The 25178-nt window shown below is 60.3% G+C and carries 24 protein-coding genes; 6 read left to right on the top strand and 18 right to left on the bottom strand.

Translation table 11 applies throughout. From position 1 onward, the window contains the following. Window positions 1–90: 90 nt before the first annotated feature. Window positions 91–411 (bottom strand): hypothetical protein, encoded by a 321-nt coding sequence (locus BM364_RS08500; RefSeq protein ID WP_092423294.1) that lies wholly within the window; start codon window positions 409–411, stop codon window positions 91–93. 200 nt (window positions 412–611) lie between these two features. Here BM364_RS08500 and parE point away from each other — a divergent pair, with 200 nt between their 5' ends. Continuing rightward, the gene (parE, locus tag BM364_RS08505; protein WP_092423296.1) at window positions 612–2636 is read left to right on the top strand and encodes a DNA topoisomerase IV subunit B; all 2025 of its coding nucleotides are present in this window, start codon (window positions 612–614) and stop codon (window positions 2634–2636) included. 93 nt (window positions 2637–2729) lie between these two features. On the opposite strand, the gene BM364_RS08510 is transcribed toward parE, so the two are convergent. The 10 genes from BM364_RS08510 to greA form a co-directional block, all read right to left on the bottom strand. Next, entirely contained in the window at window positions 2730–3566 is an 837-nt protein-coding gene (locus BM364_RS08510; protein ID WP_092423298.1) for an MBL fold metallo-hydrolase, read from the bottom strand. Further along, window positions 3566–4345 (bottom strand): TatD family hydrolase, encoded by a 780-nt coding sequence (locus tag BM364_RS08515; RefSeq protein WP_092423300.1) that lies wholly within the window; start codon window positions 4343–4345, stop codon window positions 3566–3568. Before BM364_RS08515 ends, BM364_RS08510 begins: the two co-directional genes overlap by 1 nt. A 3-nt stretch (window positions 4346–4348) precedes the next feature. After that, window positions 4349–5899 carry a methionine--tRNA ligase gene (gene metG, locus BM364_RS08520; RefSeq protein ID WP_092423301.1) on the bottom strand — a complete coding sequence of 517 codons (1551 nt, stop codon included), beginning with the start codon at window positions 5897–5899 and terminating at the stop codon, window positions 4349–4351. Beyond that, the gene (locus tag BM364_RS08525; RefSeq protein ID WP_092423302.1) at window positions 5896–6921 is read right to left on the bottom strand and encodes an AAA family ATPase; all 1026 of its coding nucleotides are present in this window, start codon (window positions 6919–6921) and stop codon (window positions 5896–5898) included. Before BM364_RS08525 ends, metG begins: the two co-directional genes overlap by 4 nt. Further along, a complete protein-coding gene (tmk, locus tag BM364_RS08530) occupies window positions 6918–7604 on the bottom strand; it encodes a dTMP kinase (protein WP_092424009.1) in 687 nt (228 codons plus the stop codon). The genes BM364_RS08525 and tmk overlap by 4 nt, the downstream gene beginning before the upstream one ends. A gap of 218 nt (window positions 7605–7822) precedes the next feature. Next, window positions 7823–8965 carry a D-alanyl-D-alanine carboxypeptidase family protein gene (locus BM364_RS08535; RefSeq protein WP_244542805.1) on the bottom strand — a complete coding sequence of 381 codons (1143 nt, stop codon included), beginning with the start codon at window positions 8963–8965 and terminating at the stop codon, window positions 7823–7825. 60 nt (window positions 8966–9025) lie between these two features. Continuing rightward, window positions 9026–9967, bottom strand: a complete 942-nt coding sequence (locus tag BM364_RS08540; RefSeq protein WP_280140637.1) for a septal ring lytic transglycosylase RlpA family protein — start codon at window positions 9965–9967, stop codon at window positions 9026–9028. A gap of 312 nt (window positions 9968–10279) precedes the next feature. After that, entirely contained in the window at window positions 10280–10855 is a 576-nt protein-coding gene (locus BM364_RS08545) for a DUF1643 domain-containing protein (RefSeq protein WP_092423303.1), read from the bottom strand. Then, on the bottom strand, window positions 10852–11754 hold the full coding sequence (folD, locus tag BM364_RS08550) for a bifunctional methylenetetrahydrofolate dehydrogenase/methenyltetrahydrofolate cyclohydrolase FolD (RefSeq protein WP_092423304.1): 903 nt from the start codon (window positions 11752–11754) through the stop codon (window positions 10852–10854). Before folD ends, BM364_RS08545 begins: the two co-directional genes overlap by 4 nt. 125 nt (window positions 11755–11879) lie before the next feature. After that, window positions 11880–12362, bottom strand: coding sequence for a transcription elongation factor GreA (gene greA / locus BM364_RS08555; RefSeq protein ID WP_092423306.1), 483 nt, complete (start codon window positions 12360–12362; stop codon window positions 11880–11882). A 378-nt stretch (window positions 12363–12740) separates the two neighbouring features. Here greA and BM364_RS08560 point away from each other — a divergent pair, with 378 nt between their 5' ends. Together BM364_RS08560 and BM364_RS08565 are read left to right on the top strand one after the other, a co-directional pair. Further along, window positions 12741–14213, top strand: a complete 1473-nt coding sequence (locus tag BM364_RS08560) for an AMP nucleosidase (protein WP_092423308.1) — start codon at window positions 12741–12743, stop codon at window positions 14211–14213. A gap of 110 nt (window positions 14214–14323) precedes the next feature. Further along, window positions 14324–14506 carry a CsbD family protein gene (locus BM364_RS08565; protein ID WP_092423310.1) on the top strand — a complete coding sequence of 61 codons (183 nt, stop codon included), beginning with the start codon at window positions 14324–14326 and terminating at the stop codon, window positions 14504–14506. Between the two features lie 211 nt (window positions 14507–14717). Here BM364_RS08565 and eno read toward each other — a convergent pair whose 3' ends face one another. Further along, complete coding sequence (eno, locus tag BM364_RS08570; RefSeq protein ID WP_092423312.1) at window positions 14718–15995, bottom strand: phosphopyruvate hydratase; 1278 nt, start codon at window positions 15993–15995, stop codon at window positions 14718–14720. 154 nt (window positions 15996–16149) lie between these two features. Here eno and BM364_RS08575 point away from each other — a divergent pair, with 154 nt between their 5' ends. Next, window positions 16150–16575, top strand: a complete 426-nt coding sequence (locus BM364_RS08575) for a VOC family protein (protein ID WP_092423314.1) — start codon at window positions 16150–16152, stop codon at window positions 16573–16575. 3 nt (window positions 16576–16578) lie between these two features. On the opposite strand, the gene BM364_RS08580 is transcribed toward BM364_RS08575, so the two are convergent. Together BM364_RS08580 and BM364_RS08585 are read right to left on the bottom strand one after the other, a co-directional pair. Then, on the bottom strand, window positions 16579–17175 hold the full coding sequence (locus tag BM364_RS08580) for a hypothetical protein (protein WP_092423316.1): 597 nt from the start codon (window positions 17173–17175) through the stop codon (window positions 16579–16581). A 68-nt stretch (window positions 17176–17243) separates the two neighbouring features. Further along, window positions 17244–18533: an MFS transporter gene (locus tag BM364_RS08585; protein ID WP_092424015.1), complete on the bottom strand. Its 1290-nt coding sequence runs from the start codon at window positions 18531–18533 to the stop codon at window positions 17244–17246. Between the two features lie 193 nt (window positions 18534–18726). Between BM364_RS08585 and BM364_RS08590 the strand changes: the two genes are divergently transcribed. Then, on the top strand, window positions 18727–19755 hold the full coding sequence (locus tag BM364_RS08590) for a serine hydrolase domain-containing protein (protein WP_092423318.1): 1029 nt from the start codon (window positions 18727–18729) through the stop codon (window positions 19753–19755). Here the strand turns inward: BM364_RS08590 and BM364_RS08595 are convergent, their stop codons facing one another. The 4 genes from BM364_RS08595 to tpiA all read right to left on the bottom strand — a co-directional run bounded on the left by BM364_RS08595 (window position 19756) and on the right by tpiA (window position 23182). Further along, window positions 19756–19932, bottom strand: coding sequence for a DUF4169 family protein (locus BM364_RS08595; protein WP_092423320.1), 177 nt, complete (start codon window positions 19930–19932; stop codon window positions 19756–19758). A gap of 138 nt (window positions 19933–20070) precedes the next feature. Continuing rightward, window positions 20071–21699, bottom strand: coding sequence for a CTP synthase (locus BM364_RS08600; RefSeq protein WP_092423322.1), 1629 nt, complete (start codon window positions 21697–21699; stop codon window positions 20071–20073). A gap of 111 nt (window positions 21700–21810) precedes the next feature. Beyond that, window positions 21811–22320, bottom strand: a complete 510-nt coding sequence (gene secG, locus BM364_RS08605; protein WP_092423325.1) for a preprotein translocase subunit SecG — start codon at window positions 22318–22320, stop codon at window positions 21811–21813. 109 nt (window positions 22321–22429) lie between these two features. Further along, window positions 22430–23182 (bottom strand): triose-phosphate isomerase, encoded by a 753-nt coding sequence (tpiA, locus tag BM364_RS08610; RefSeq protein WP_280140638.1) that lies wholly within the window; start codon window positions 23180–23182, stop codon window positions 22430–22432. 120 nt (window positions 23183–23302) lie between these two features. Here tpiA and BM364_RS08615 point away from each other — a divergent pair, with 120 nt between their 5' ends. After that, window positions 23303–25174 carry a peptidylprolyl isomerase gene (locus BM364_RS08615; protein ID WP_092423327.1) on the top strand — a complete coding sequence of 624 codons (1872 nt, stop codon included), beginning with the start codon at window positions 23303–23305 and terminating at the stop codon, window positions 25172–25174. The last annotated feature ends 4 nt before the right edge of the window (window positions 25175–25178 follow it).

Genomic DNA, 25178 nt, shown 5'->3' on the forward strand with positions numbered 1-25178 from the left:
GGTTTATCAGGACGCACTTAAGAAAGTGCTTTCAAGAAGCAAACGAGGAGTAAACGCAGCGGCTCAAGTTGAAACGAGCTTTGCCGTCGTTCACCCGGCCGGGCGAAGCGCCTGACGGCCGCGGATGTAGTCGGCGCAATAGTTGTAGTCGATCAGATAAACCACCCCGCCCTGCGTGGCCCGCACCCGGACACGCTTGTCATCGGGAACATTGAGCGAAATATCCGTATAGCCTCGGCGGGCGATCGCATCGCGAATCTGCCGATCCGTCAGGCACATGGGCAGTAGAGGCACGAGATCGTCAGCCTCGTCGCCGAAGTGGAGACCGAAGTTGAAGCCCTGAGCACCGGCTGGTGCGGCTCCGAGAGCAAATACCGCACATAACGCCGCGACGGAAAGGCACTTGACCATTTTCACACTCCTCGACCATGCCACCCGATTAACTCCGATCGGTGCGGGAAAGCTCCTCAACAGACCGGTGATACCTCCGCATTTTCCGTGAATTTGCGCGGCTTTCAGGGGAAAAGTAAGGAGGCAGGCGCGCATGGTCGACGTGAACATATATAGTACAAGCTCGCCAAGCTGATTCGAACTGACCGCTGGAACATTGCATGTCGCAACCAGACGATCTTTTTGGGGGCGCTCCCGAGCCGAGGCCGGTGGAGCCCACGCCCGCCAAGGAGAAATCCAACCGCCCTGCCCTTTCCGCAACGCCGGACAGCTATGGTGCAGCAGACATCGAAGTGCTGGAAGGCCTCGAGCCGGTGCGACGCCGGCCGGGCATGTATATCGGCGGCACCGATGCGAATGCCTATCATCACCTTTTCGCCGAGGTGATCGACAACTCGATGGACGAAGCCATCGCTGGGCATGCCACACGCATCGAGGTGCATCTGGGGGCTGATGGCTACCTCACCGTTACGGATAACGGCCGTGGCATCCCGGTCGAGAAACACCCAAAGTTTCCTGGCCGCTCGACGCTCGAGATCGTTCACACTGTTCTTCACGCTGGCGGCAAGTTCGATTCCAAAGCTTATGAAACCTCTGGGGGCTTGCACGGTGTAGGTGTCTCCGTCGTCAATGCGCTTTCGGACGACATGATCGTCGAAGTGGCGCGCGACCAGCAGCTGCACCGCATCATCTTTTCGCGCGGCAAGGTCGTGCAGGACGTCGAAACTGTCGGCCGCGTGCAGAACCGGCGCGGTACGACGACGCGTTTCCATCCCGATCCAGAAATTTTCGGGGCCACTGCGCATTTTTCTCCCGGCCGCATTTTCCGCATGACGCGGGCCAAGGCCTATCTCTTCGGCGGCGTTGAACTGCGCTGGAGCTGCGACGAGAGCCTGGCGAGCGATGAGGTGCCGGCCAAGGCCGTGTTCCATTATCCAGATGGTCTCAGAGACTTCATGGCGGCGCGGATCGAAGGCGAGACGCGGATCGTCGACGAGATTTTTGCCGGTCGCACCGGACGTCCGGGCAGCCATGGTTCAGTCGAGTGGGCGATCGCCTGGACGATTGAGGATGGCGGCACCTCGTCTTATTGCAATACGGTACCGACCCCCGATGGCGGCACGCACGAAGCGGGCCTCAGGACCGTGCTTCTGCGCGGCCTCAAGGGCTACGCCGAACTGACCAAAAACAAGGCCGCCGCGATCCTGACGGCGGAAGACGTGCTCAGCCACTGTAACGCCATGCTGTCGGTCTTCGTGCGCGAGCCTGAATTCGTCGGGCAGACCAAGGACAAGCTGGCTTCGACCGAAGCAACACGGATCGTCGATAATGCCTTGCGCGATGCGTTCGATCATTGGCTTGGCTCCTCGCCTCAGCAAGCCGGCAAATTGCTGGACTGGGCGGTCGAGCGCGCCGAAGAGCGGCTGCGCCGCCGCAAGGAAAAAGAGATCGACCGGGCCAGCGCCACGCGCAAGCTGCGCTTGCCGGGCAAGCTCGCCGACTGCACCCAGAATGCGGCGCAGGGCGCGGAGCTGTTCATTGTCGAAGGCGACTCGGCGGGCGGCTCTGCCAAGCAGGCACGCAATCGGTCGAACCAGGCCGTTCTCCCCTTGCGCGGCAAAATCCTCAACGTGGCCGGCGCCAGCCGAGACAAGCTGGCAGCGAACCAGCTGATCGCGGACATGATCCAGGCCCTCGGCTGCGGCACACGCGACCGATATACCGAGGATGATCTGCGCTACGACAAGATCATCATCATGACCGACGCTGACGTCGACGGCGCCCACATCGCTTCGCTCCTGATCACCTTCTTCTTCCAGGAAATGCCGCGACTGATCGAAAACGGGCATCTCTACCTTGCCATGCCGCCGCTCTATCGCATCAGCCAAGGCGGCAAGACGCTTTATGCCCGCGACGACGCGCACAAGAACGAGCTGATGAAGAGCGAGTTCAACGGCAAGAGCAAGGTGGATATCACCCGCTTTAAAGGCCTCGGCGAAATGCCTTACGCCCACCTGCGCGAAACCACCATGTCACCAAAGTCCCGCACTCTTCTGCAGGTAAAGGTGCTCGACGACCATCAGGCAACCAAGACCACCGTCGACCGCCTGATGGGAACCAAGCCTGAAGCGCGGTTCGAGTTCATCCAGGAAAATGCTGAGTTCGTGACGGATCTGGATATCTAGAACGCCTTCCCTTCTCCCCTGAGGGGAGAAGGTGGTCCGAAGGACCGGATGAGGGGTTCAGATCTGCCTCTTAACGCTAGCCCGCGCGGCGGCTTACCGATTCAGGACCCGCCCCGCCAGCACATCGATCTGCATGCCGTCGAATGCCGGCGTTACATGATCGGGCGTCCCCGCTTCCGTCTCGGCATAGTCGAGATCGATATGCATGTCGGTGAGCACGGCGTGGCGGGGTTTAAAGCGCTCGATCAAGCCGAGCGTTTCAGGAAGGCTCAAGTGGCTCGGGTGCGGCGTAGGGCGCAAGGCATCCACGACCCAGAGGTCGAGACCGGCCAATGCGTGTTCGGATGCGGCAGGGATGCCGGAGAGATCGCAGCTATAGGCGAAATCGAGGATCCGGAAGCCGAGCGAATCTATATCTCCATGGTTCTGGAGAAAGGCAGTGACATCAAGTTCGCCACCCGGCCCGTCCACTGTCAGCACATCGCCCGGCGCGATGACATGCTCGTTCAGTATGGGGGGGTAGCTGCTGCCTGGAGGCGTCGTGAAGCAATAGCCGAAGGCTTCCTTGATTCGCTCGCCGCAATGAGCAGTGAAATAAACGTCCACGCGGCGGCGATTATGAAGTGCAAGGACGCGCAGGTCGTCGATGCCATGGGTGTGATCGGCATGTTCATGCGTGTAGAGGACGGCCTCAACGCGATCGACCCGAGCGTCAAGAAGCTGCTCGCGGATATCGGCGCCCGTGTCGACCAGAACCCGCGTTGGTTCGTCAACACCATCGCGCCAGGCTTCGATCAGCAGGGAACAGCGCCGGCGGCGATTGCGCGGGTCGCCCGGATCGCAGGCGCCCCAGACATTGCCCACGCGCGGCACGCCACCGGATGAACCGCAGCCGAGAATGGTCGCGATGATCCGATCGGGCGCAGCCATCAGCTTATGCCGGACTTGGAGAACAGGCGCGCGAAATTCGCAGTGGTTTCGCGACCCAGTTGCTCAAGCGAGATGCCTCGCAGCTCGGCAACTTTTTCGGCCGTATGGCGCACAAAGCTCGGTTCGTTGGACTGGCCGCGATGCGGGATCGGCGCCAGATAGGGCGCATCGGTTTCCACGATGTATCGATCCGCCGGCACGATTTTGGCGACCTCCTGGATTTCCTGCGCATTGCGGAAGGTCACGATGCCGGAAAAAGAGATATAGCCGCCGAGCGCCAATGCGCAATCGGCCAGTTCCCGCCCTGCAGTGAAGCAATGGAGCACAAAAGGGAACGTCCCTGCCCGGCTTTCTTCTTCGAGAATGCTGGCCATATCCCCATCCGCAGCCCGGCTGTGGATAACCAGTGGAAGACCAGTCATTCGGGCCGCGCCGATATGACGGCGCAGGCCCGTCGCCTGAGCCTCGCGCGGCGCGTTGTCGTAAAAATAGTCGAGCCCCGCCTCGCCGATCGCAATACAGCGCGGATGGGCACTTAGCCGAACAAGATCATCCGTTTCGATATGCAGTTCCTGGTCGGCATTGTGCGGGTGCGTTCCGACCGAGCACCAGACGTTCGGGTAACGTTCCGCGAGGGCCGTGTATGTGGAAAAGTTCTCCACACGTGTGGAAATCGTCACCATGCCAGTGACCCCGGCAGCGGCGGCGCGCTCCAGCACGCCGTCGATGTCGGCCGACAGCGCCTCGAAGTCGAGATGGCAATGACTATCGATCAGCATGGTCTATTCGGCCGGCTTTTCGAGGCGCGCAAAGACGCCGTGCGGAACAGGCAATTCGGTGCCGGTCACGAGCCGATCCTTGACGAGCGCCAGCGGCAGCAAGCGATCTTCTTCGGGCACCGCCAGCTGATCGAGGAGGCGCGCGGCCGAAGCGGGCACGAAGGCGAGCATCGGAATGGCAATGCGGCGAACCGTATCTGCCGTGCGATAGAGCACCGAGGCCATGCGCTCGGGATCGGTCTTCTTGAGCGCCCAGGGCTCCTGTGCCGCGAAGTAGTTGTTGGCCGAGCTCAGCGCCGCGATCAGCGCGCCGGTCGCTTCGTGCACCAGCTGCTCGTCCATCGCCTTTTGCGCGGCCTGAATGGCCTCACCGACTTCTTTTTCCAGCGCTTCGTCGGCTGCCGTCGCGTGACCGACAGCGGGCACCTTGGCGTCGCAGTTCTTGTTGATCATCGAGAGCGAGCGCTGCGCCAGATTGCCCAGATTGTTAGCAAGATCGGCATTGACCCGGTTGACGAGCTTCTCGTTGGAATAATCGCCGTCATTGCCGAACGAGACTTCGCGCAGGAAGAAATAACGAACGGCATCGGTGCCGAACGTCTCGATCAGGTGGAACGGATCGATGACATTGCCCAGCGACTTGCTCATCTTCTGCCCATCGACGGTCAGGAAACCGTGGGCAAAGACCCGGTGCTGCACAGGCAGGCCGGCGCTCATCAAAAATGCGGGCCAATACACCGTATGGAACCGGATAATGTCTTTGCCGATGACATGGAGGTCTGCCGGCCAGAATTTCTGGAAAAGCTCATTGGCTTCGTCGGGATAGCCAAGGCCCGTGATGTAATTGGTCAGGGCGTCGACCCAGACATACATGACATGGCCTTCGGCGCCCGGCACGGGAATGCCCCAATCAAAGGTCGTGCGGGAGACCGAAAGGTCCTGCAAGCCGCCTTTGACAAAAGAGATGATTTCGTTGCGGCGCTCCTTGGGCGCAATGAAATCGGGGTTCTCTTCGTAGAGCGCCAGCAACTTTTCCTGATAAGCGGAAAGGCGGAAGAAATAGGTCGGCTCTTCGACCCATTCGACCTCGGCGCCGGACGGAGCAAAGCGCTTGCCGTCCTTTTCGGTCAACTCGGCTTCATCGAAATAAGCCTCGTCGCGGACAGAGTACCAACCCTTATAGGTGGATTGGAAGATGTCGCCGTTGTGGCTTGCTTCCATCTTTCGCCAGATCGCCTGCGAGGCTTCATGGTGGCGCTTTTCGGTGGTGCGGATGAAGTCGTCGTTGGAAAGGTTCAGCCCCTCGGCCAGGCGCTGGAACTCGGCCGCGTTTCGATCGGCGAGGTCGCGGACCGGAATGCCTTCCTTGGCTGCCGTCTGCACCATCTTGATGCCGTGTTCGTCCGTACCCGTCAGAAAATAGACGTCCCTGCCTTCGAGCCGCTTCCAGCGGGCGATGGCGTCGGTGGCGATCATCTCATAGGCGTGGCCGATATGTGGAGCGCCGTTGGGATAGGAAATCGCGGTCGTGACGTAGAAGGGCTTGGGGGTCATTCTGGCTCAATGGGAAGGGCAGTTGCCTGACGGTGCTTGCGTATCGCGTCGAAGAGCACGACCAGGGTCTGCTTCATGTCGAGATTGACGCTGTCGGCTTCCCCGAGCAGCGCGTTTGCCTTGTCCCATAGCTCAGTGGCGGAGGCAAGCCGCAAGCGGCTGGTCTGGTCGATAGCCGCGTTGCGCGCCTCGTCCGCCAGCCAGTCGAGCAGGATCTCGCGCGCGAAGGACATGTCGGGCCCCTGAGGATCCGCGCCGATCGTTTCGGCGAGAGGCAGCATGGCGCCTGGAGGCACAGCGAGAGGGTCGCGCAGCCATGATATCAAGGCGCCTAGAGCCGTATCTTCGCCGAGGGCCAGAGTTTCGAAGGCTCGGCGGGGACGTCCACCGGCAAGAGCGAGTGCCCGGTCGAGGGATTCGCCGGTCAATTCAGGCAGGTCGGTGGAGACCACTCGTGCAACTTCTGATTCCGCAAGCGGCCGCAAGGCGATGATATGACAGCGGGATTTGATGGTGGGCAGAAGCTGTCCAGGGCGATGGGAGATCAGAAAGAAGGTGGTGTCGGCCGGAGGCTCTTCGAGCGTTTTCAGCAGCGCATTGGCAGCAGAGGGATTGCAGTCATCGATGGAGTCGAGGATGGCGATGCGGTGCCCGGCGCGACCGCGTGTATGGTGCAATGCGTCCCGCAGCTCGCGCACGTCTTCGACACGAATGGCCGTGTAGTAACTTTTCGCGTCCTTCGCGCGGCGGCGAAGGACGAAGAGGTTGGGGTGCGAGAGCGCGACCACCTGCTCGAGCACCCGCTCGGGCGTTTCGTCGCCGGTCGCCAGGAGAATGGCTGCAGCCATCTCGAAGGCGAAGGTAGCCTTGCCGATCCCCTGCGGACCATGAACCAGAAAGGCCCCGGGCAGCCGGTGCTCGGCGAGTTGCTGCAGGATGGCGGCGCGGGCGGCGTCGTGCCCGATGGCTGCGTGCCGCTGCTCGGGCAGCGGAAGTCCATCAAGTGCTGCAGGGTCGGTCAAGCGTCTGTTCCGGTCTGCAGTTCAGGAAAGCGAGACTGCACAAGAGACCAGATCTCGTTTTCAAGACTGTCCTCGGCCTGATCGGCTGACAGAACCACACATCGATCGGCATTCGTGCGCGCGATATCGAGAAAGCCGTCGCGCAGTCGCCGGTGCCAGTCGAGTTCTTCCTTTTCGAAGCGGTCGCCAGTCAGGGTCAATCCGTCCTCGATTGCGCGCTGGGCAACACGCTGAAACGCTGTTTCCGGATCCATATCGAGAACAATCGTCAGGTCCGGGGTGTGACCATCGAGCGCCAGGGACTCAAGAGCGTCGATAAGCTTGGCATCGACGCCTCCGGTCAGACCCTGGTAGGCACGAGTGGAGTCGGAGAAGCGGTCTGAGATGACCCAGGTGCCCTTGGCGAGGTTGGGAGCGATCAACTCATTGACGTGGTCGAGGCGCGCGGCGGCAAACAGCACAGCTTCGGCGCCAGCGCCCCAGGTCTCGCTGCGCCCCTGGAGAATGAAGGACCGGACAGCCTCGGCCTTGGGCGTTCCTCCTGGTTCGCGGGTCCGCACGGCATCGACTGAAATCTCGGCGAGGTGGGAGAGCAGGCGCTTGACCTGGGTAGACTTGCCCACGCCTTCCCCGCCTTCGAAGGTGATGAAGCGAGCCGGCCGACGATTTTGCGCTTCGAGCATGGGCGAGGCAGGTCCTTGATGCACGTTCTTTTAGGTTAACTCACGGAGAGGGGAAAGGTTAGGGCGGAGTTGGGCCAGAGAACACCCCCGCCCAGCCCCCCTTCAGCAGGGGGAGCAACATATCGGTTCTTGCCGCAGCACACGTGAGCCACCAGCAGATCCCTCCCTCTTTGGACGAGGAGGCTAGGTGGGGGTCACGAGAGCCACTATGTCCGGCCCTACAGCCACCCCAAAGCCAGTTGCTTGAGTGCGTCGGTGGCGCGTCGAACGAGATCGCCTTGTGGCACGTCCTGGGCAGCATAAAGCGGTGCGCTTTGAACCAGCTGATCGTTGCAGAACACCCGCAATTCGGCAATCTGTTGACCGGCGGCAACGGGGGGCATAAGCGGGGCGACATAATGCACGCTCGCCGAGAGGCAATCGCGGGAACCTCGCGGCAGATAAAGCGCTATATCCCCCTGCCCCACCAGCCCAACGCTGCTGCTCTCGCCACCATAGACATCAGCATAGGCAACAACCGCGCCCTCTGCATAGGCTTCGAACCGCTCGAATGCACGTGTGCCCCAGGTCAGGAGCTTGCGTCCTTCTTCGGCGCGCTCGCGCATGGAGCCCAAGCCGTGCACCACTGCAACGAGGCGGCGATCGCCCTGCGCTGTCGAGATGACGGCACCATAGCCTGCAGCATTGGTATGGCCGGTCTTGAGCCCATCGACACCGATGCCGACTTCGATCAGCGAATTACGGTTTGCCTGATTGATGCCATTCCACTCCATCTCCGGCTCGGAGAAGTAGTGGTAGAATTCGGGGAACTCACGGATCAGGTAGCGACCAAGATCGGCAAGGTCCCGCGCCGTCGAATATTCATCTGGGTCCGGCAAACCGGTCGAATTTGTGAAGTTGGAGCCATCGAGTCCGATCTGCCGGGCCAGTTGGTTCATCATGGAAGCAAAGGTCGCTTCGGTGCCGGCAATGCCCTCGGCCAGAACAATGGCCGCGTCATTCCCGGACTGGATGATGACCGAGCGGATCAGGTCTTCGACGCGGATGCGGGAATTGAGCTCTGCAAACATGGTCGAGCCGCCCGAGGCTGCGCCACCGGTGCGCCAGGCGTTTTCGGAAACGAAGAACTCGTCGTCCAGCGTGATGCGGCCGTTGCGAAGCTCGTTGAAGACGACGGCCAGCGTCATGAGCTTGGTCATGCTGGCGGGCTCGAGCCGCGCGTCGGCATCCTTCTGGAAGATGACCGTCCCGGACTCGTAGTCCATCAAAACGGCGAAACGCGCATTGGTTTCGAAATTGGCCTGGGCCATGGCCGGGAAGGCGCTGGCGATTGCAAAAAGCAGGACGAAGAGCAGTCTCACGGGCGATACCTTGCGTTGCGGCCGTTCTGATCCGATGTCGGCGCGGCGCTCGATAGCAAACTAATAGAGAATTATGTCGCCCAGGCCAAGTTTGCGGGCGAGATCGAGAGCGTCCTGTTTGGTGGCGCCCGGCTTGAGATAGGTCAGCGTCAGGCGCGTTGACCGCCTGCCATCCACCAGAACCTCTTCTTCGTCGACAGCACCCAGAACGGCAAAATGCTCAGCCAGGGTTATCGCGTTGTTCTGATTGGAGAATACCCCCAGGTCCATTCTGATGGCCCGGCGGCCTGCATCGATGCTCGTGGCCCAGGCCTGGAGCTCCGGAGAACCGGAGGCCATGGCGTTCACAGCCGCGTGTGCCGATCCGATATTGGCGTCCACTGCCTCGGGCGTCGTGTCCGTATAGGAAAAGAGGCCGTTGATGAAATTGGTCGTCATGCCGACCAGGCTGCGGTTGCTCTCGGCGCTTGCCACGCGGATGTTGCCGCTGTCGAAGTCGTTGGGGCCGGAATAGCTCGCCATCAGCGTGCGGGTGTCGTCGCCTTCGAGCGGCGCCTGCCCCACATACTGGACCGAAACATTGGCCGAACCATTATTGACATAGCCTAGCATCGAGGCCGCCCGGTAAGACAGATCGATGATACGCCCCGGCATATAGGGTCCGCGATCGTTGACGCGCACGACGAGTGACCGGCCGTTATCCTTGTTCGTCACGCGGACATAGGAGGGGAGCGGAAGGGTCGGATGCGCCGCCGTGATGGCATTGGCGGAAAAGATCTCGCCATTGGCCGTGCGGCGGCCGTGGAAATCGGAGCCGTACCACGACGCTTCGCCCGCGGCCTGGTAATTGGGATCGTGCTGGGGAACATACGTCTTGCCGCGCACGGTGTAGGGCTGGCCAACCTGATAGCGGCCACCCCCGCGCGGCGGGTTGGGATGATTGGTGACTCTTGGGGAAACTGAAACACCGAATTCGCTGGAGGTGAATGCCCCCCGTTTCACGGTCGGCCCTACCCCGCCGCTACTACCAAGACATGCGGCAAGGGCGGGGGCAATGAGCGCACAAAGGGCGGCGGTGCGGATAAGGTGGCGCCAAGTGGTCGTCACGGTACTCTTTACTCAACACGCTTTGGATCAGGGCGCACACATCCGAAGATGCATACGGGCAACTTTATGCAAATTGTCATCCAGCTGGTTGAGGAGAGGTTAAGCGTAGCAATCCGTTAGCAATACCGCCCCTATGAGGTCACTTATCGTTAACAAGATGCTAACGAAACACACCCTTGAAGCGCAGATCCGATACCGAGTTTTACCTTAAAAGGGGGTGGAAAACGGCACGAGCGGTGTGTCGGCACGCAGGTAAAGAGGGTGCTTTGGTGAACCATCGGCATTGGTGCCAAAACACCAGAGTTCTACCTGATCCCGGCGCAACGCCTCGACAAGTTCGCGCCCGGCGGGTGCGAGCGCCTTGTTGAGTTTGCCATGGCAAAGCACAACGCGCCCAGCACCGCTGGCAGCTTTGCGGATGGCCGGAATGTTGGCCGGCGAAACGGCCACGATGCCAGGCTGAACCAAAGCCTTGGGATCGGTCGCGCGATAATCTCCCACATTGCATTTGACCATCGCCGAAAAGCCTTCGCGGCGGGCGAAGGTCCACTCCCGCGCGCAGGTGGGGTCATCAACCGTCGCGTCGGCTGTAGAGGGATTCATACCGATAAAAAGGATATAGCGGTCGGGGAAGCTTTCACCCATCCAGCGGCGCATGATCTGGCGATAGCGGGTATCTTCGCTCATCACCACATCGCCATGAACGCCGTGGGCAAGACGCAGGCGAACCTTGCCGCCGGGATCGTGCTCCGGCGGCGTTGAAGTCGATTCCGTCTGGTTCATGCGGTCAGATCGCTTGGGGGCACGAGACCGTTGATGAGCGAGGCGGTGGTGATGGTATTGGCGAGAAGGCAAGCGATGGTCATCGGGCCAACGCCGCCGGGAACCGGCGTGATGGCTCCGGCAACCTCGGCTGCGGACGCGAAATCGACATCACCAACCAGTCTGGTCTTGCCTTCACCCTTTTCTGGAGCCGGAACACGGTTGATGCCGACATCAATGACCACCGCTCCGGCCTTCAGCCAGTCGCCCTTCACCATTTGCGGGCGGCCAACGGCGGCAACGACAATGTCGGCCTGACGCACCACTTCGGGAAGGTTTTCTGTTCGCGAATGGGCGACCGTAACCGTGCAGTTGTCGCGCAGCAGCAATTGCATCATCGGTTTGCCCACAAGATTGGAGCGGCCGATGATGACGGCATTCTTGCCCTCGAGCTTACCGAGATGATCGCGCAGCAGCATGAGACAACCCAGGGGGGTGCAAGAGACGGGGCCTGGCAAGCCGATCTGCACCTTGCCGACATTGGCGGGCGTGAAACTATCGACATCTTTCATCGGGTCGATGGCCTCGATGACCTTATTCGGGTCGATATGCTTGGGCACCGGCATCTGCACCAGAATCCCGTGAACTGCGGGATCGGCGTTGAGCTGATGCACCAGCGCGAGCAGTTCCGCCTCAGGCACGTCTCCTGGCAACTCGTGCTTGAAGGAGTTCATGCCCACTTCGGCAGTCTGCTTGGCCTTGTTGGTGACATAGACCTGGCTTGCAGGATCAGTACCGACAATCACCACAGCAAGGCCAGGGGTGATGCCATGTTCGGTCTTGAGACGCTCGACGTGACCGGCAATGCGACCGCGCAGATTCTCTGCAAAGAGTTTTCCGTCGATGATGTGTGCGGTCATGATGAACCTCTTGAACTAGCGGCCGGACGAAGCCCAGCATTCCGGCCCTCGACATAAGGGATGAAGATCGGTGCGTCCATGGCCTCAGAGGGATAGAGCGCCGGGCGGCAGCGCCATCGAGCGCTCTACCCGATATCTGTGATCTCGATGTCCCGCGGGCCCAGGGAAGCTTCATCGCCTACGGTCTTGCCCAGCAAAGCGCGAGCGATAGGCGAAGCATGCGAGATTGTCCCCGCCTTGGGGTCAGCCTCGTCCTCGCCGACGATGCGATATGTCTCTACACGCCCATCTGCGCGCTTGAAGGTGACTGTGCTGCCGAAAGCCACAGTTTCCGTACCAATTGGCGGTGGCATGAGTTGAGCCGTGCGCAAACGTTCGGCGAAGTAGCGAGCATCCCGCAGCGGCACAGCGGACTGGCGACGGCGCTCGTTGATGTCCTCAATCACCTGCGCAGCGTCGTAAGCTACCTTGGCCGCCAAGAGCTGCTCGTTAAGGGCCGAAAGCCCCTGTTCGGTCACGAGGTTAGTTCCGGGCGGGATAGGCCGATCGGGCAGAAAGGCTTCGGCAGCGGTTTCGGCAGATTCTTCCTTGGTGAAGGCAACACTCACGGCCGGGCTCTTTCCCTCGGGACGGAGGAGCGGAATCGCTCATCGAGTGGTCGTCTAGCAACCGAACATCGGTTCGCAAAGAAAAGACCGCCCGGCAGAACTGCCGGACGGCCTTGGGGGACATGGCTCACCGCACTGTTGAGGGCTTGGGGGACAAGCGGCAAACCCTATCCTGCTCACCGGTGCATGGGTCGTTTGCCGTCCGATGAACTGGGTGAAAGATGGGGAGCAATTGCGGCAAGAAAAGTGCGGCTCACCGAACTGTGAAGGGCGCGCACGCTAGAGACGCTTCCGTTGAGAAGGTGTCACGGCCTGCCTATAGTGACGGGCTAAACCGGCTCGATTCCTGTAAGCGCCGGCATATGAGGACCCTAGACGATGATGATCAGCCCGCCGCGCCTCGAGACCAAGAGCTTCACTGACCCACAGGAGGCCTGGGAGCAGATCGCGGTGATCTACCGCCGCAATTGCGATTTCATTCGTGGGCATCTGCAAGGTCTGACGCGAGGTGAGGTGCCGGAAGGTCGCGTGCGCGCTTGCTACCCGCAGGTCGAAGTGCGGTCCACCAGCTACTCCAAGCATGAAAGCACCCTACCCTACGGTTATCTTCATACACCGGGGATCTACCGCACGACCGTAACAGCGCCGGATCTTTTCAAAACCTATTTCGAGGAACAGTTCACGGTATTGCTGCGCAATCACGGGGGAACCATCGATGTCGGCGAAAGCGAAACCCCGATACCGCTGCACTTCGCGCTGCCGCCGCACGAACATGTCGATGGCGCGGCTCTCAATGCGCTCAATATTCCGCTCCGCGACGTGTTCGACGCGCCGGACCTGACCAACACCGATGATGAAATTGCCAATGGGACCTATGTGCCACCGCGGGGCGGACCATATCCGCTTTCAGCATTCACGGCGCCGAGAGTCGACTATTCGCTGTTCCGCCTCGCGCATTACACTGGGACCGCGGCAGAGCACTTCCAGAATTTCGTGATCTTCACCAACTACCAGTTCTATATCGACGAGTTCTGCCGGGTGGCAAAGTCGTGGATGAACGAGGGGCACGGGCACTACAAGCGGTTTATCGAACCCGGCAATGTTGCAACCGACAATATGCTGACCGGCGGGGCTGTAACCGGCTCGCCGCCACCCCGCTCACCACAAATGCCCGCCTATCACCTGGTAGGCGATCGCGGCCGCGGGATCACAATGGTCAATATCGGCGTGGGACCTTCTAACGCCAAGACCATTACCGACCATATCGCGGTATTGCGGCCGCATGCCTGGATCATGCTCGGCCATTGTGCGGGCCTGCGCAACAGCCAGGAATTGGGCGACTATGTTCTGGCGCACGCCTATGTGCGCGAGGACCATGTGCTTGATGCCGACCTGCCGCTTACGGTGCCGGTGCCGGCGCTCGCGGAAGTGCAGGTCGCACTTGAGCAGGCGGTGGAGGAAATCACCCAGACCGAGGGGATCGAGACCAAGAAGATCATGCGTACCGGCACTGTTGCCACCTTCGACAATCGCAATTGGGAATTGCGCGACCAGACTGAAATTGTGCGGCAACTGAGCCAGTCGCGAGCCGTGGCGCTTGACATGGAGAGTGCGACCATCGCTGCGAACGGCTTCCGCTTCCGCGTGCCTTATGGGACACTTCTCTGTGTTTCAGACAAGCCGCTCCATGGCGAGTTGAAGCTGCCCGGCATGGCGTCGGACTTCTACCGCACCCAGGTGAACCGGCATCTGCAGATCGGGCTGCGCGCCATGGAAATCCTGCGTGATCAGCCTGCCGAGCGGCTGCATTCGCGCAAACTGAGAAGCTTTGCGGAAACTGCGTTCCAGTAACGGCGCCGCCTCAGGCGAGTATGTCTGCTCTCGTCTCCGTGTAGCGCGTGCTGGAACATATCGCAGGTTAGTCCGTTCTCATTGCACAGGGCTTTCGAAAGGAGCTTAAAATGCATAAGGACGAAGCTAAAGGTGCTGGCAAGCAGGTCAAAGGCGCGATGAAAGACGCAGCTGGCGGCCTGACCGGGAACGAACGTCTACAGGCCGAAGGCAAGGCCGATAAGGTCGAAGGCAAAATTCAGCAGAAGGCCGGCGAGCTTAAGGACGACGCGCGAGACGCGCTGAAGCACTAGTCGTGCCAATTGTTATCAAAGAGGGCTGCGGTGACGCGGCCCTTTTTTGTTTGTGGGTGTTGCCAACTCTACCCGGCCCAAAGAATAGCGTCTTCGGTTGTGCACAACATCTCGCAAGAGCCGATGCGTACCTCGCCTGAAAGAAGGTCGGGTGGTGTTGGAAAACAAAAGGCCCGGTGTCGCCACCGGACCTCTTATGATCTAGATCCAGTCAGCGACCCTTGACCACTGAGTAGCCGGCATACTTGGCCGAGCCACCAAGCTGCTCCTCGATGCGGATCAACTGATTGTACTTGGCCATGCGGTCGGAGCGGCTGAGCGACCCCGTCTTGATCTGACCGCAGTTGAGCGCCACAGCGAGATCGGCGATGGTCGAATCTTCGGTTTCGCCCGAGCGGTGCGACATTACAGAGGTGTAGCTGGCGCGGTGGGCCGTGTCGACGGCGTCGAGCGTTTCTGAGAGCGAGCCGATCTGATTGACCTTGACGAGGATCGAGTTGGCGACGCCCATCTTGATGCCGGAAACGAGGCGCTGGGTGTTTGTGACGAAAAGATCGTCGCCGACCAGCTGTACCTTCTTACCGATTGCGTCGGTCAAGGCCTTCCAGCCATCCCAATCGTCTTCGGCCATACCATCTTCGATGGTGATGATCGGGTAGCGGGCTGCTAGATCGGCGAGGAAGGCAACGTTTTCTTCGGAGGAAAGCGACTTGCCTTCACCCTTCATCTCGTACTTGCCGTTCTTGTAATATTCGGTCGCGGCGCAATCGAGGCCGAGGAAGACGTCCTCGCCGGGCTTATAGCCAGCCTTTTCGATCGAGCGCATGATAAAGCCGAGCGCTTCATCGGCCGAGCCGAGGTTCGGGGCGAAGCCGCCTTCGTCGCCAACATTGGTGTTGTGGCCTTCGGCAGACAGACCCTTCTTGAGGGTGTGGAAGATTTCAGAGCCAATACGCACGGCGTCGGCGATGTTTTCCGCGCCAGCCGGCAGGATCATGAATTCCTGCATGTCGATCGGATTGTCAGCATGCTCTCCGCCATTGATGATGTTCATCATCGGCACGGGCAGGACGTGGGCGTTCGGGCCACCGAGGTAGCGGTAGAGCGGCAATTCGCTCGATTCTGCGGCAGCCTTGGCGACGGCGAGCGAAACACCGAGGATCGCGTTGGCGCCGAGCTTGCCCTTATTGGCCGTCCCGTCGAGGTCGATCATGGCCTTGTCGACCGCCAGCTGATCGAGCGCATCCATGCCCTGAATTTCGTCAAAGATAGCGTTGTTGACGTTTTCGACGGCCTGGGTCACGCCCTTACCGTTGTAGAGCTTGCCGCCGTCGCGCAGTTCGACGGCTTCATGGGCACCTGTGGAAGCGCCCGATGGCACGGCGGCGCGGCCGAAGCTGCCGTCATCCAGAACCACATCGACTTCGACGGTGGGGTTGCCGCGGCTATCGTAAACCTGGCGACCCTGGACGTGGATGATTGAAGACATTTCTGGCCCTTCCCTGAGGCGTTTCGAGGCATTCGTGTTCTCCTAGACGCTGGTTGTGACAAGGGAAAGAGGGAGCGCCAAATTTTATCGCCCCTGCCCCTTTCCACGCTTCGCGTCTGACCTGTAACGTTTTCGGAAACAGGAGGAATCACCAGTGCCACTCGTCAAACAAGTTGCCCATACCTGCATCTTTGCTCGCGATCTCGATGCGGTGGAGGCATTTTACCGCGATGTCATCGGCATCGCCCCCAAGTTCGAATTCAGGCGCGGCGAAAATCGGATCGGGTTCTATCTCGACTTCGGCAACCGCACCTTTGTCGAGGTCTTCCTCAAGGGCGAGTCGCGGTTCGAAGAAACCAATCAGATCAACCACATCTGTCTGGAAACGGACGATCTCGACGCGTTCATCGCCCATGTCAAATCGCACAACGTCGCCATTACCGACAAAAAGCGGGGTGCCGACAATACCTGGCAGGCCTGGATGGCAGACCCGAGCGGGGTGAAGCTCGAGATCTTCCAATATACGCCGGAAAGCATGCAGTTCGGGCCGGATGGAGCTGTGTGTCAGGTCGATTGGTAGATTTCAAGCTGGCGGACACCGTCCCCAGACTTCGACCTCGAACGACGATACATTGACCATCAGATCGGGCGAAGGCATCCAGATATCGAGGCCTTCTTCCATTCTCGCGCGCATATCGGCGAGAACCGCGTCCTGCCGCATTGCATCCGCGTCGGTCATGTCGAAGATCTCGAGGATGTATTGGTCGCTTGCCTCCATCGAGAAACGCCGTTCCGACCCGGGAACGGGCTCCATCTCGAAAGTGCCCTTGTCTGCGCCATCGGGCGTGAGCTGTTGCACCAAAAAACTATTGGGGCCTGTCGCCTCATGGGTGATGATGATCTCCCAGTCGTCGGCACAGGTCCGCTCTATGGCCCAGGTCAGCGTTTCGCGATCAGATGCGGAGCCGTCGCCTTCCCAGTTGCGCGCCGTATTGCTGAGGGTGAACCAGCGGCCGCCTACCGTCTCGACGATGCCTTCATGCGTATCGGGTCCGCCGAGTAGTTCAAAATTTTCGGCTTCGATCAGCGGCGCCACGGAATCGAGTTGCTGAGCCATTTGCTCGGTTGCAAAAGCGGGCTGAACGAGGGCGGAAGCAAGAAGGGCAATGGCGAGGCGCATTGGAAACTCCGGATCTGGGACGTCGACAATAAGACGCCCAGATCCGGGTCAAGCTTGGTCGCTGCGGACTATTCCGAAGTCTGCCGGATAAAACCGAAAGCCAGAAGCGTGATCACAGCGGCGATGATCATGTAATAGCCCACCGTGTGCAGTCCGAATGTGCCGGCCAGCCAGGTGGCGATGTAGGGGGCAAAGGATGCGCCGAAGATGCCGCCCAGATTGAACGTCAGCGAGGCGCCGGTGTAGCGCACTGCCGTGGGAAAAGGCGCAGCGAGAGCGGTGCCGAGCGGCCCATAGGTCATCCCCATCAGCGCAAAGCCGATGCAGAGAAAACCGAGGACGCCCACGACATTGCCCGATCCCAGAAGCGGCGCTAGGACGAGACCGAACAGCGCAATGCCGATGGAAACCCCGATCATGACGCGACGCATGCCGAAGCGATCAGCAAGAACGGCAGCCAGGGGAATGAAAAGCCCGAAGAACAGCACGCCGACCATCTGCAGGATCAGGAATTCTTCGCGGCTATAGCCCAGTGCGCCCGTGCCGTAGCTGAGGGAAAACACCGTCATGATATAGAACAGCACAAAGGTTGCGAGCGCTGCCATTGTGCCGAGCAGAAGGCTCAGCTTGTGCGAGCGGAATACGTCGAGGAACGGCACTTCGACCCGCTCCGACTTTTCGATTGCCTTGGCAAATTCGGGGGTTTCGGCGATCTTGAGACGAATGAAAAGGCCGAAGATGACAAGGCCCGCACTCGCAAGGAACGGCACGCGCCAGCCCCAGGACATGAACTGCTCGTCGCCCAGGAAATGGGCCAGAACGAGGAAGATGGTCGTGGCAAAGAAAAAGCCGACAGGCGCCCCAAGCTGGGGGAACATGCCGTACCAGGCGCGCTTGCCTTCTGGGGCGTTCTCGGTGGCCAGCAACACCGCACCGCCCCACTCGCCGCCAAGGCCAAGCCCCTGCCCCAGTCGGCACAGTGCGAGCAGCAAGGGGGCAATGATGCCGATCTGCTCATAGGTGGGCAGCACGCCGATCAGAACAGTGGAAATACCCATGGTGAGCAGCGCTGCCACAAGCGTTGCCTTGCGGCCGACCTTGTCGCCGAAATGGCCGAAGAAGGCTGCGCCGATCGGCCGAGCAATGAAAGCGATGGCGAAGGTCGCCAGCGAACTCAACAGCGCCGAATTGGCGTCGGCGGCCGGAAAGAAAAGCTGCGGGAAAACGATCACCGCGGCCGTCGCATAGATATAAAAATCGAAGAACTCGATCGTCGTGCCGATCATGCTCGCCGCGAGAACGCGGCGGGCGGAATTTCTCGGCGTGGCGGCCGAGACACTGTCTGTAGCGATTGTCATGATAGTCCGGGATGTACTCAGGTGGCTGAGCTTGCGCGCCTCCATCCCTGACTGATCCCGCAAGCTCGATGCGGCCCGAGTACCGCAGGGTACGGTTGGGCGCAAGGCTTTTTGCTGATGCGTTCACGAGGACGTTGACAGCCGGCGGCGTCACCACCGTAAATTTGCCTCAAGTCGCGGAGAAGCCTTGGCCATGAAAAAACGTGTTCTCCTGCTCGCTTCCCTCTTTCTGCTGCCCACCTCCGCATGGGCGCAGCCGGCTGATTTCGCTGCGCTCCTTGATCGGGCTGCCGATCTCGAGCCGCTGGAAACGGTCCTCATCGCTCATGAAGGCGAGATTGTCGCCGAGCGTGGCTATTCCGGCCACAGCGTCGATCAGCCAACCAACATCAAATCAGCCTCGAAAACAGTTGTCGCAGCACTTGTCGGCATAGCTATCGATAAGGGGATCATCGAAAGCGTCGATCAGGGAATCGGCGACTTCCTTGCCGATGACTTCCCCGACGACGCCGATCCGCGCCTCGATACGGTCACGGTGGGCAATCTGCTGTCCATGCAGGCAGGGCTGGCGCCTACCTCGGGGCCGAATTACGGGCGCTGGGTGGCAAGCCGAAACTGGGTCAGATCCGCGCTCGACCAGCCCTTTCAAACCGATCCGGGCGGAGCCATGCTGTATTCGACCGGATCGACACATTTGCTGTCAGCGATCCTGACCGAGGCTGGCGGCGGATCGAGCCTGACGCTTGCGCGTGACTGGTTCGGCGCGGTCGATGATTTCCGCATCGGCGGCTGGGAGCGCGACCCGCAGGGCGTTTATCTCGGCGGCAATCAGATGGCCATGAGCCCGAAAAGCCTCCTCGCTTTCGGCGAAGTGTTTCGCAATGGCGGGCTTGCACAAGATGGAACGCGCGTCCTAAGCCAAGATTGGATCGATCAATCCTGGACGCAGCGAACCAATTCCCGGTTCACCGGAGACGGCTATGGCTATGGCTGGTTCCTGCGCGACATTGCGGGCGAGGACGTGAAATACGCCTGGGGATATGGCGGGCAGATGCTCTATGTCGTGCCAAGCCTAGATCTGACGGTGGTGATGACCTCGGACGAATACGCACCCTCGGCGCGCAATGGACACCGTGATGCTCTGCACGCGCTACTGGGCGAGATCATCGAGGCTGTGCGGACAGTCGAAGTGCCGGCCGCCGAGGCAGAAGGCGACGCCTAATCAGTCATTCTTCCTGTGCGCGTCGATCTGCTTTTCAGCACGCTCTTTCTCGGCCGCGTTCAGAAGCTTTTCGGCTTTAGTTTGCCCGAACTTGCGTCGGTTAGCTTCCGCCGTCGCTTCCTTTTCGCTGCGGGCCTTGGCTTTGCGCGCTTTGGACAGAGACAAGATTTCGGCCATTCGCGAGAGTCCATGAGAGTGTTGCGGGCAGCCATCGAGAGCGCCCAACTGACAGCGACAAAGAAAATCACCACCAGGCAGTGCTCGGTGGTGATGATAGCTTACGACGGCGAGATGAGAGTTGAAAGCCGGTGTCGATCAGACGAGCCGGCTCTGCTCCATTGCGGCTGAGATGAAGCTCGTGAACAGCGGATGGGGTTCGAAGGGCTTCGATTTCAGTTCCGGATGGAACTGGACGCCGATGAACCACGGATGGTCGGTGCGCTCGACGATCTCCGGCAGCTTGCCATCCGGGGAGACGCCGGAGAACAGCAGCCCATTCTTTTCGAGCAGCTTCCGGTAATCCATGTTCACCTCATAGCGGTGGCGATGGCGCTCGGAAATGCGGGTCGAACCGTAAATGTCGGCAACGCGGGAGCCGCGGGTCAGCTGGGCAGGATAAGCGCCAAGACGCAACGTGCCGCCGAGGTCGCCGGAGGTCTCGCGTTTCTCGGTTTCGTTGCCCTTCACCCATTCGGTCATGATGCCCACGATCGGCTCCTTGGTCGGGCCGAATTCGGTGGACGAGGCAGCCTTGATGCCGGCGGTATTGCGCGCCGCCTCGATGCAGGCCATCTGCATGCCGAAGCAAATGCCGAAATAGGGTACGTCCTTGACGCGAGCAAAACGCGCCGCCTCGATCTTGCCGGCGGAGCCACGCTCGCCAAAACCGCCAGGCACGAGGATCCCGTGGACATGCTCGAGATATGGCGCAGGGTCATCGCGCTCGAAGACCTCGGAATCAATCCACTGCAGATTGACCTTGACCTTGTTGGCGATGCCGCCATGGGTCAGCGCTTCGGACAGGGACTTATAAGCGTCCTTAAGGCCGGTATATTTGCCCACGATGGCGATGTTCACTTCGCCTTCCGGATTATGATAGCGCCGGGACACTTCGTTCCAGGCGGTTAGATCAGGCTCAGGCGCATCGGTGATCCCGAGTGCGGCGAGGATTTCCCGGTCGAGCCCTTCTTCGTGATAGGCAACGGGCACATCGTAGATCGAGGCTACGTCTAGCCCCTGGATGACAGCAGATTCGCGCACGTTACAGAAGAGCGAGAGCTTCTTCTTTTCGCCCTCGGGGATCGGGCGATCGCAGCGTACAAGAAGCACATCCGGCGCGATGCCGATGGAGCGCAGTTCCTTGACCGAGTGCTGCGTCGGCTTGGTCTTAAGCTCACCGGCCGAGGGAATATACGGCATCAGCGTGAGATGCAGATAGGCGGCGTGATTGCGCGGTAGTTCGTTGCCGAGCTGACGGATTGCCTCGAAGAAGGGCAGACCTTCGATGTCGCCAACGGTACCGCCGATTTCGACCAGAACGAAATCGTATTCTTCGTTGCCATCGAGTACGAAATTCTTGATCGAGTCGGTAACGTGCGGAATGACCTGCACGGTGGCGCCCAGGAACTCGCCGCGGCGCTCCTTAGAAAGCAGATCGGAATAGATTCGGCCGGAGGTGATGTTGTCACGCTTGTTGGCCGCGCGACCGGTGAAGCGCTCGTAGTGACCAAGATCGAGATCGGTCTCAGCACCGTCGTCGGTCACGAAGACCTCGCCGTGCTGAGTCGGCGACATCGTGCCAGGATCCACATTAAGGTAAGGGTCGAGCTTTCTCAGGCGGACCTTATAACCGCGCGCCTGCAGGACAGCGCCGAGTGCTGCCGAAGCCAAACCTTTGCCAAGGGAGGAAACCACGCCTCCGGTGATGAAAACGTACCGAGCCATGGGCGATCACCATAAGCATATCAAAAACGATTCGCAGAGCCGCCTAACGCGACTCCACACAAAAGAAGAAGGGGATGTTTCCATCCCCTTCGGCTGCTGCCTTTCGGCGGTCTAGTTGCCGGTCGTCGGAGCCGGCGTTTGAGGTTCAGTCGCAGGCGCCGGCGCCTCGGGCGTGGTGGCCGGAGCGGCAGGCGCAGCGGGCACTGGCAGGTCGCCAGCCGAGCCGGCGGCGGGCGCAGTCTCGTTCGCAGCAGGCGCCGTGGTGCCGGCAGCAAGCGGCAGATCGGAGGTCGAGTCGCCTTGGAGCGCGTTGAGAGCGTCCAGAACGTTCGACGGCGCCGAGCCATCTTCGTTGGTGGTCGTGGCACGATCGAGGATGCTCGACGTGCCGCGATCGAGTTCGCTGAGAATGGTTAGGCCAATGGCTGTAATGAAGAAGAGCGCCGCCAGAATTGCCGTGGTGCGGGTCAACAGATTTGCCGAGCCACGCGCTGTCATCATGCCACCGCCGCCGCCACCGCCGCCGATGCCAAGCGCGCCGCCTTCGGAGCGCTGAATCAGGATGACGGCAATAAGCGCCACAACGATCAGCAGATAGACAACAATAAGGACGTTCGCCATCAGGTCTTGGTCTTCGTCTCAGTCAAAAGGATGCGGCGTCATACACGCCCCGAACGGCAAAGGCCAGACCGTTGCCATGTTTTTCCCGGCAACGGCCCATGCCGCTCGGTCATACCGCCGAGATAATGGTGTAAAAGTCTTTTGCCAAGAGGCTCGCGCCACCAACCAGTCCGCCATTGACATGATCGATCGCCAATATCTCCCGTGCGTTGTGGGGCTTGAGCGAGCCACCGTAAAGGATGCGGAAGCTTTCCCCGCGCTCGCCGAAGCGCTCGACTAGACGCGCGCGGATATTGGCGTGCATCTGGGCGATCTCTTCATTGGTGGGTGTGCGACCGGTGCCGATCGCCCAGATGGGTTCATAGGCAATAATGACGTCGTGATGCTCGGCAGCGTTTGGGATGGAGGCAGCGAGTTGCTCATTCACCACGCTTTCAGCACTGCCACTGTCTCGCTGAGCCTCGGTTTCACCAACACAGATTATGGGTTTGAGCCCTGCCCCGATCGCAGCTTCTGCTTTCGCACAGACCTGCGCATCTGTTTCGCCATGGTCCGCGCGACGTTCGGAATGACCAACGATCACAAATTGGGCACCGGCATCGGCCAGCATAGTGGCGGAGATGTCGCCGGTGTGAGCTCCCGAACCCTGCGCGTGACAATCCTGCCCACCAGCCAGAATGCCGCTCGACGCGCCCTGATTGGCAACGGCGGCGACCAGCGTGGCAGGCGGACACACGACAACGACTGCCCGCGGGGCTTCGCCAGTGGTCAGCAATTGTGCCAGCTCGGTCAACTCATCGAGGGAGTGAAACAGGCCATTCATCTTCCAGTTGCCCGCAATAAGCGGTGAGATGGTCGTCAATCTTGCTACTCCTGCCTCTTGCGCCAAAGAGGGCTTTGCCCTAACCCCGGCTGTCGGAAGTCTTATTAGTCGGGGGGGCCACAGCGGTAAACCCTCAGACCCATAACTGGAACGTCTGAAATGCTCGATGGTTTGCGTCTGTTTGCAAAATCCTGGCCGGGGAAGATCCTGGGGGCATTTCTGCTGGTCGGTGTTGCCGGCTTCGGCATCAACAACGTGATCACTGATCTTGGCAGCAATACCGTTGCGCGCGTGGGCGACCAGGAGATCACCTCGCGCGAATTCCTCCGTTCCTATCAGAGCCAAGTGAACAGGCTTGCCCAACAGATCGGGCGCGTCCCTACGGTTTCGGAGGCGGAATCGATGGGGCTGCCGACATTCGTGCTGCTGAACCTTTCAGAAGGCGAAGCGATGAACGTGCTGGCCAACCAGCTAGGGCTCGGCGTTTCAGAAGAGAAGCTGGGGCAAATGCTGCGCCAGGACCCGTCCTTCCAGGGCACCCTCGGCAATTTCGATCCGTCGATCTTCTCACAGGTTCTACAGCAGAGCGGATGGACCGAGGCTGAGTATTTCGAGACCCGAGGCAACGAAGCCAAGCGCGAGCAGCTCGTCAGCTCTCTTTTTGCCGACCGCACCCTGCCGGATGTGGCGGAGGAGTTGATCAATGGCTATGCCGGCACCCAGCGCACGATCGATTATGTGACACTGACAGAACTCAATATCGACACTCCGGCGGAACCGACCGAAGAAGAGCTGGCGGCTTATCTTACTGAACATCAGACTGAGTATCGCACCGTCGAAACGCGCAAGGTGCAGATGATCGACCTCTCCCTGGCGTCGCTTGCAGCCAGCAAGACGATCCCCGAAGATGCCATTGTGGCCGAGTATGAGCGTACTCGCGACACTCTGACGACACCTGAAACCCGCACCATCGAGCAAGTGGTTCTGACAGGCGACCAGGAGGCGATCTTCAATGCCGGCCTGGCCGAGGGCCGGGACTTCGCAACCCTGATCGCCGAGGTTGGCCGCACACCCACCGGGCTCGGCACGTTGGCGCGCAATCAAGTGACCGACCCCACCCTGGCCGAAGCAGCGTTCGGGCTTCAAGAGGGTGGCGTAGCGATCATTCCCGGTGTTGCTGGCAAGCGCGCAATCCATGTTTCAGCGATCAATCCTGCGCGGCAGCCGACGCTCGAAGAAGCACGCGAGCAGATCGCCAATTCCCTTGCCATGGCCGAAGCTCGCACCGAAATCAACGAAGTGCTCGATCAGGTCGAAGAACTGCGCGCTGCCTTCCAGCCGCTGACCGATATTGCAGCCCGGTTCGATCTCGATCTTTATGAGGCGGACGTAACCGTGGGCGGTAGCCAACTTGATGTGTTGCCTAATCTCGCGCCTGAGGATCGTAGCCGTCTTAGTCAGGCCATCTTCAATGCTCGCGAAGGTCAACTGACGCCTTCGGTTCCGCAGGCCGGCAATGCGCATATCTTTTTCGACCTGCTCGAGCTGCTGCCGGCTCGCGATCAGACTCTTGACGAAGTCCGGGAAGAGTTGACGGCTGCGCTGACAACCGAGCGGACGAACAATGCGCTGCTCGCGCGCAGCGAAGAAATCGTACAGCAGTTGCGCGACGGTGCGAGTTTGGCCGATGTTGCGTTGCAGCTGAATCTGTTCCCGCAAATCTCAGCTCCCTTCTCCCGGTTCGGCTCGGACGATGGTTCCATCGATCAGATCACGGCGCAGGCCGCATTCAATGGTGGTCCTGACCATAAAGGCTCGGTGGTGAGTGGCAGCGGCGAGTTCATCGTGTTCGAAGTGGTCGAAAATACCGTGCCCACCGAGCCGCTCGAAACCGCAACGGCCGACAGCCTCCAGACCGAGGCTCAGAACGGGCTCTATGCAGACTTCATTGGCGCAGTGCGTGACGACGCGGGCTTGCGCATCAACCAGCAGGCTCTGACGCAACTGCTCACCCTCAACTACGGCCAGTAAAGGC

This window comes from Devosia crocina (genome assembly GCF_900116545.1).
Classification (GTDB): domain Bacteria; phylum Pseudomonadota; class Alphaproteobacteria; order Rhizobiales; family Devosiaceae; genus Devosia; species Devosia crocina.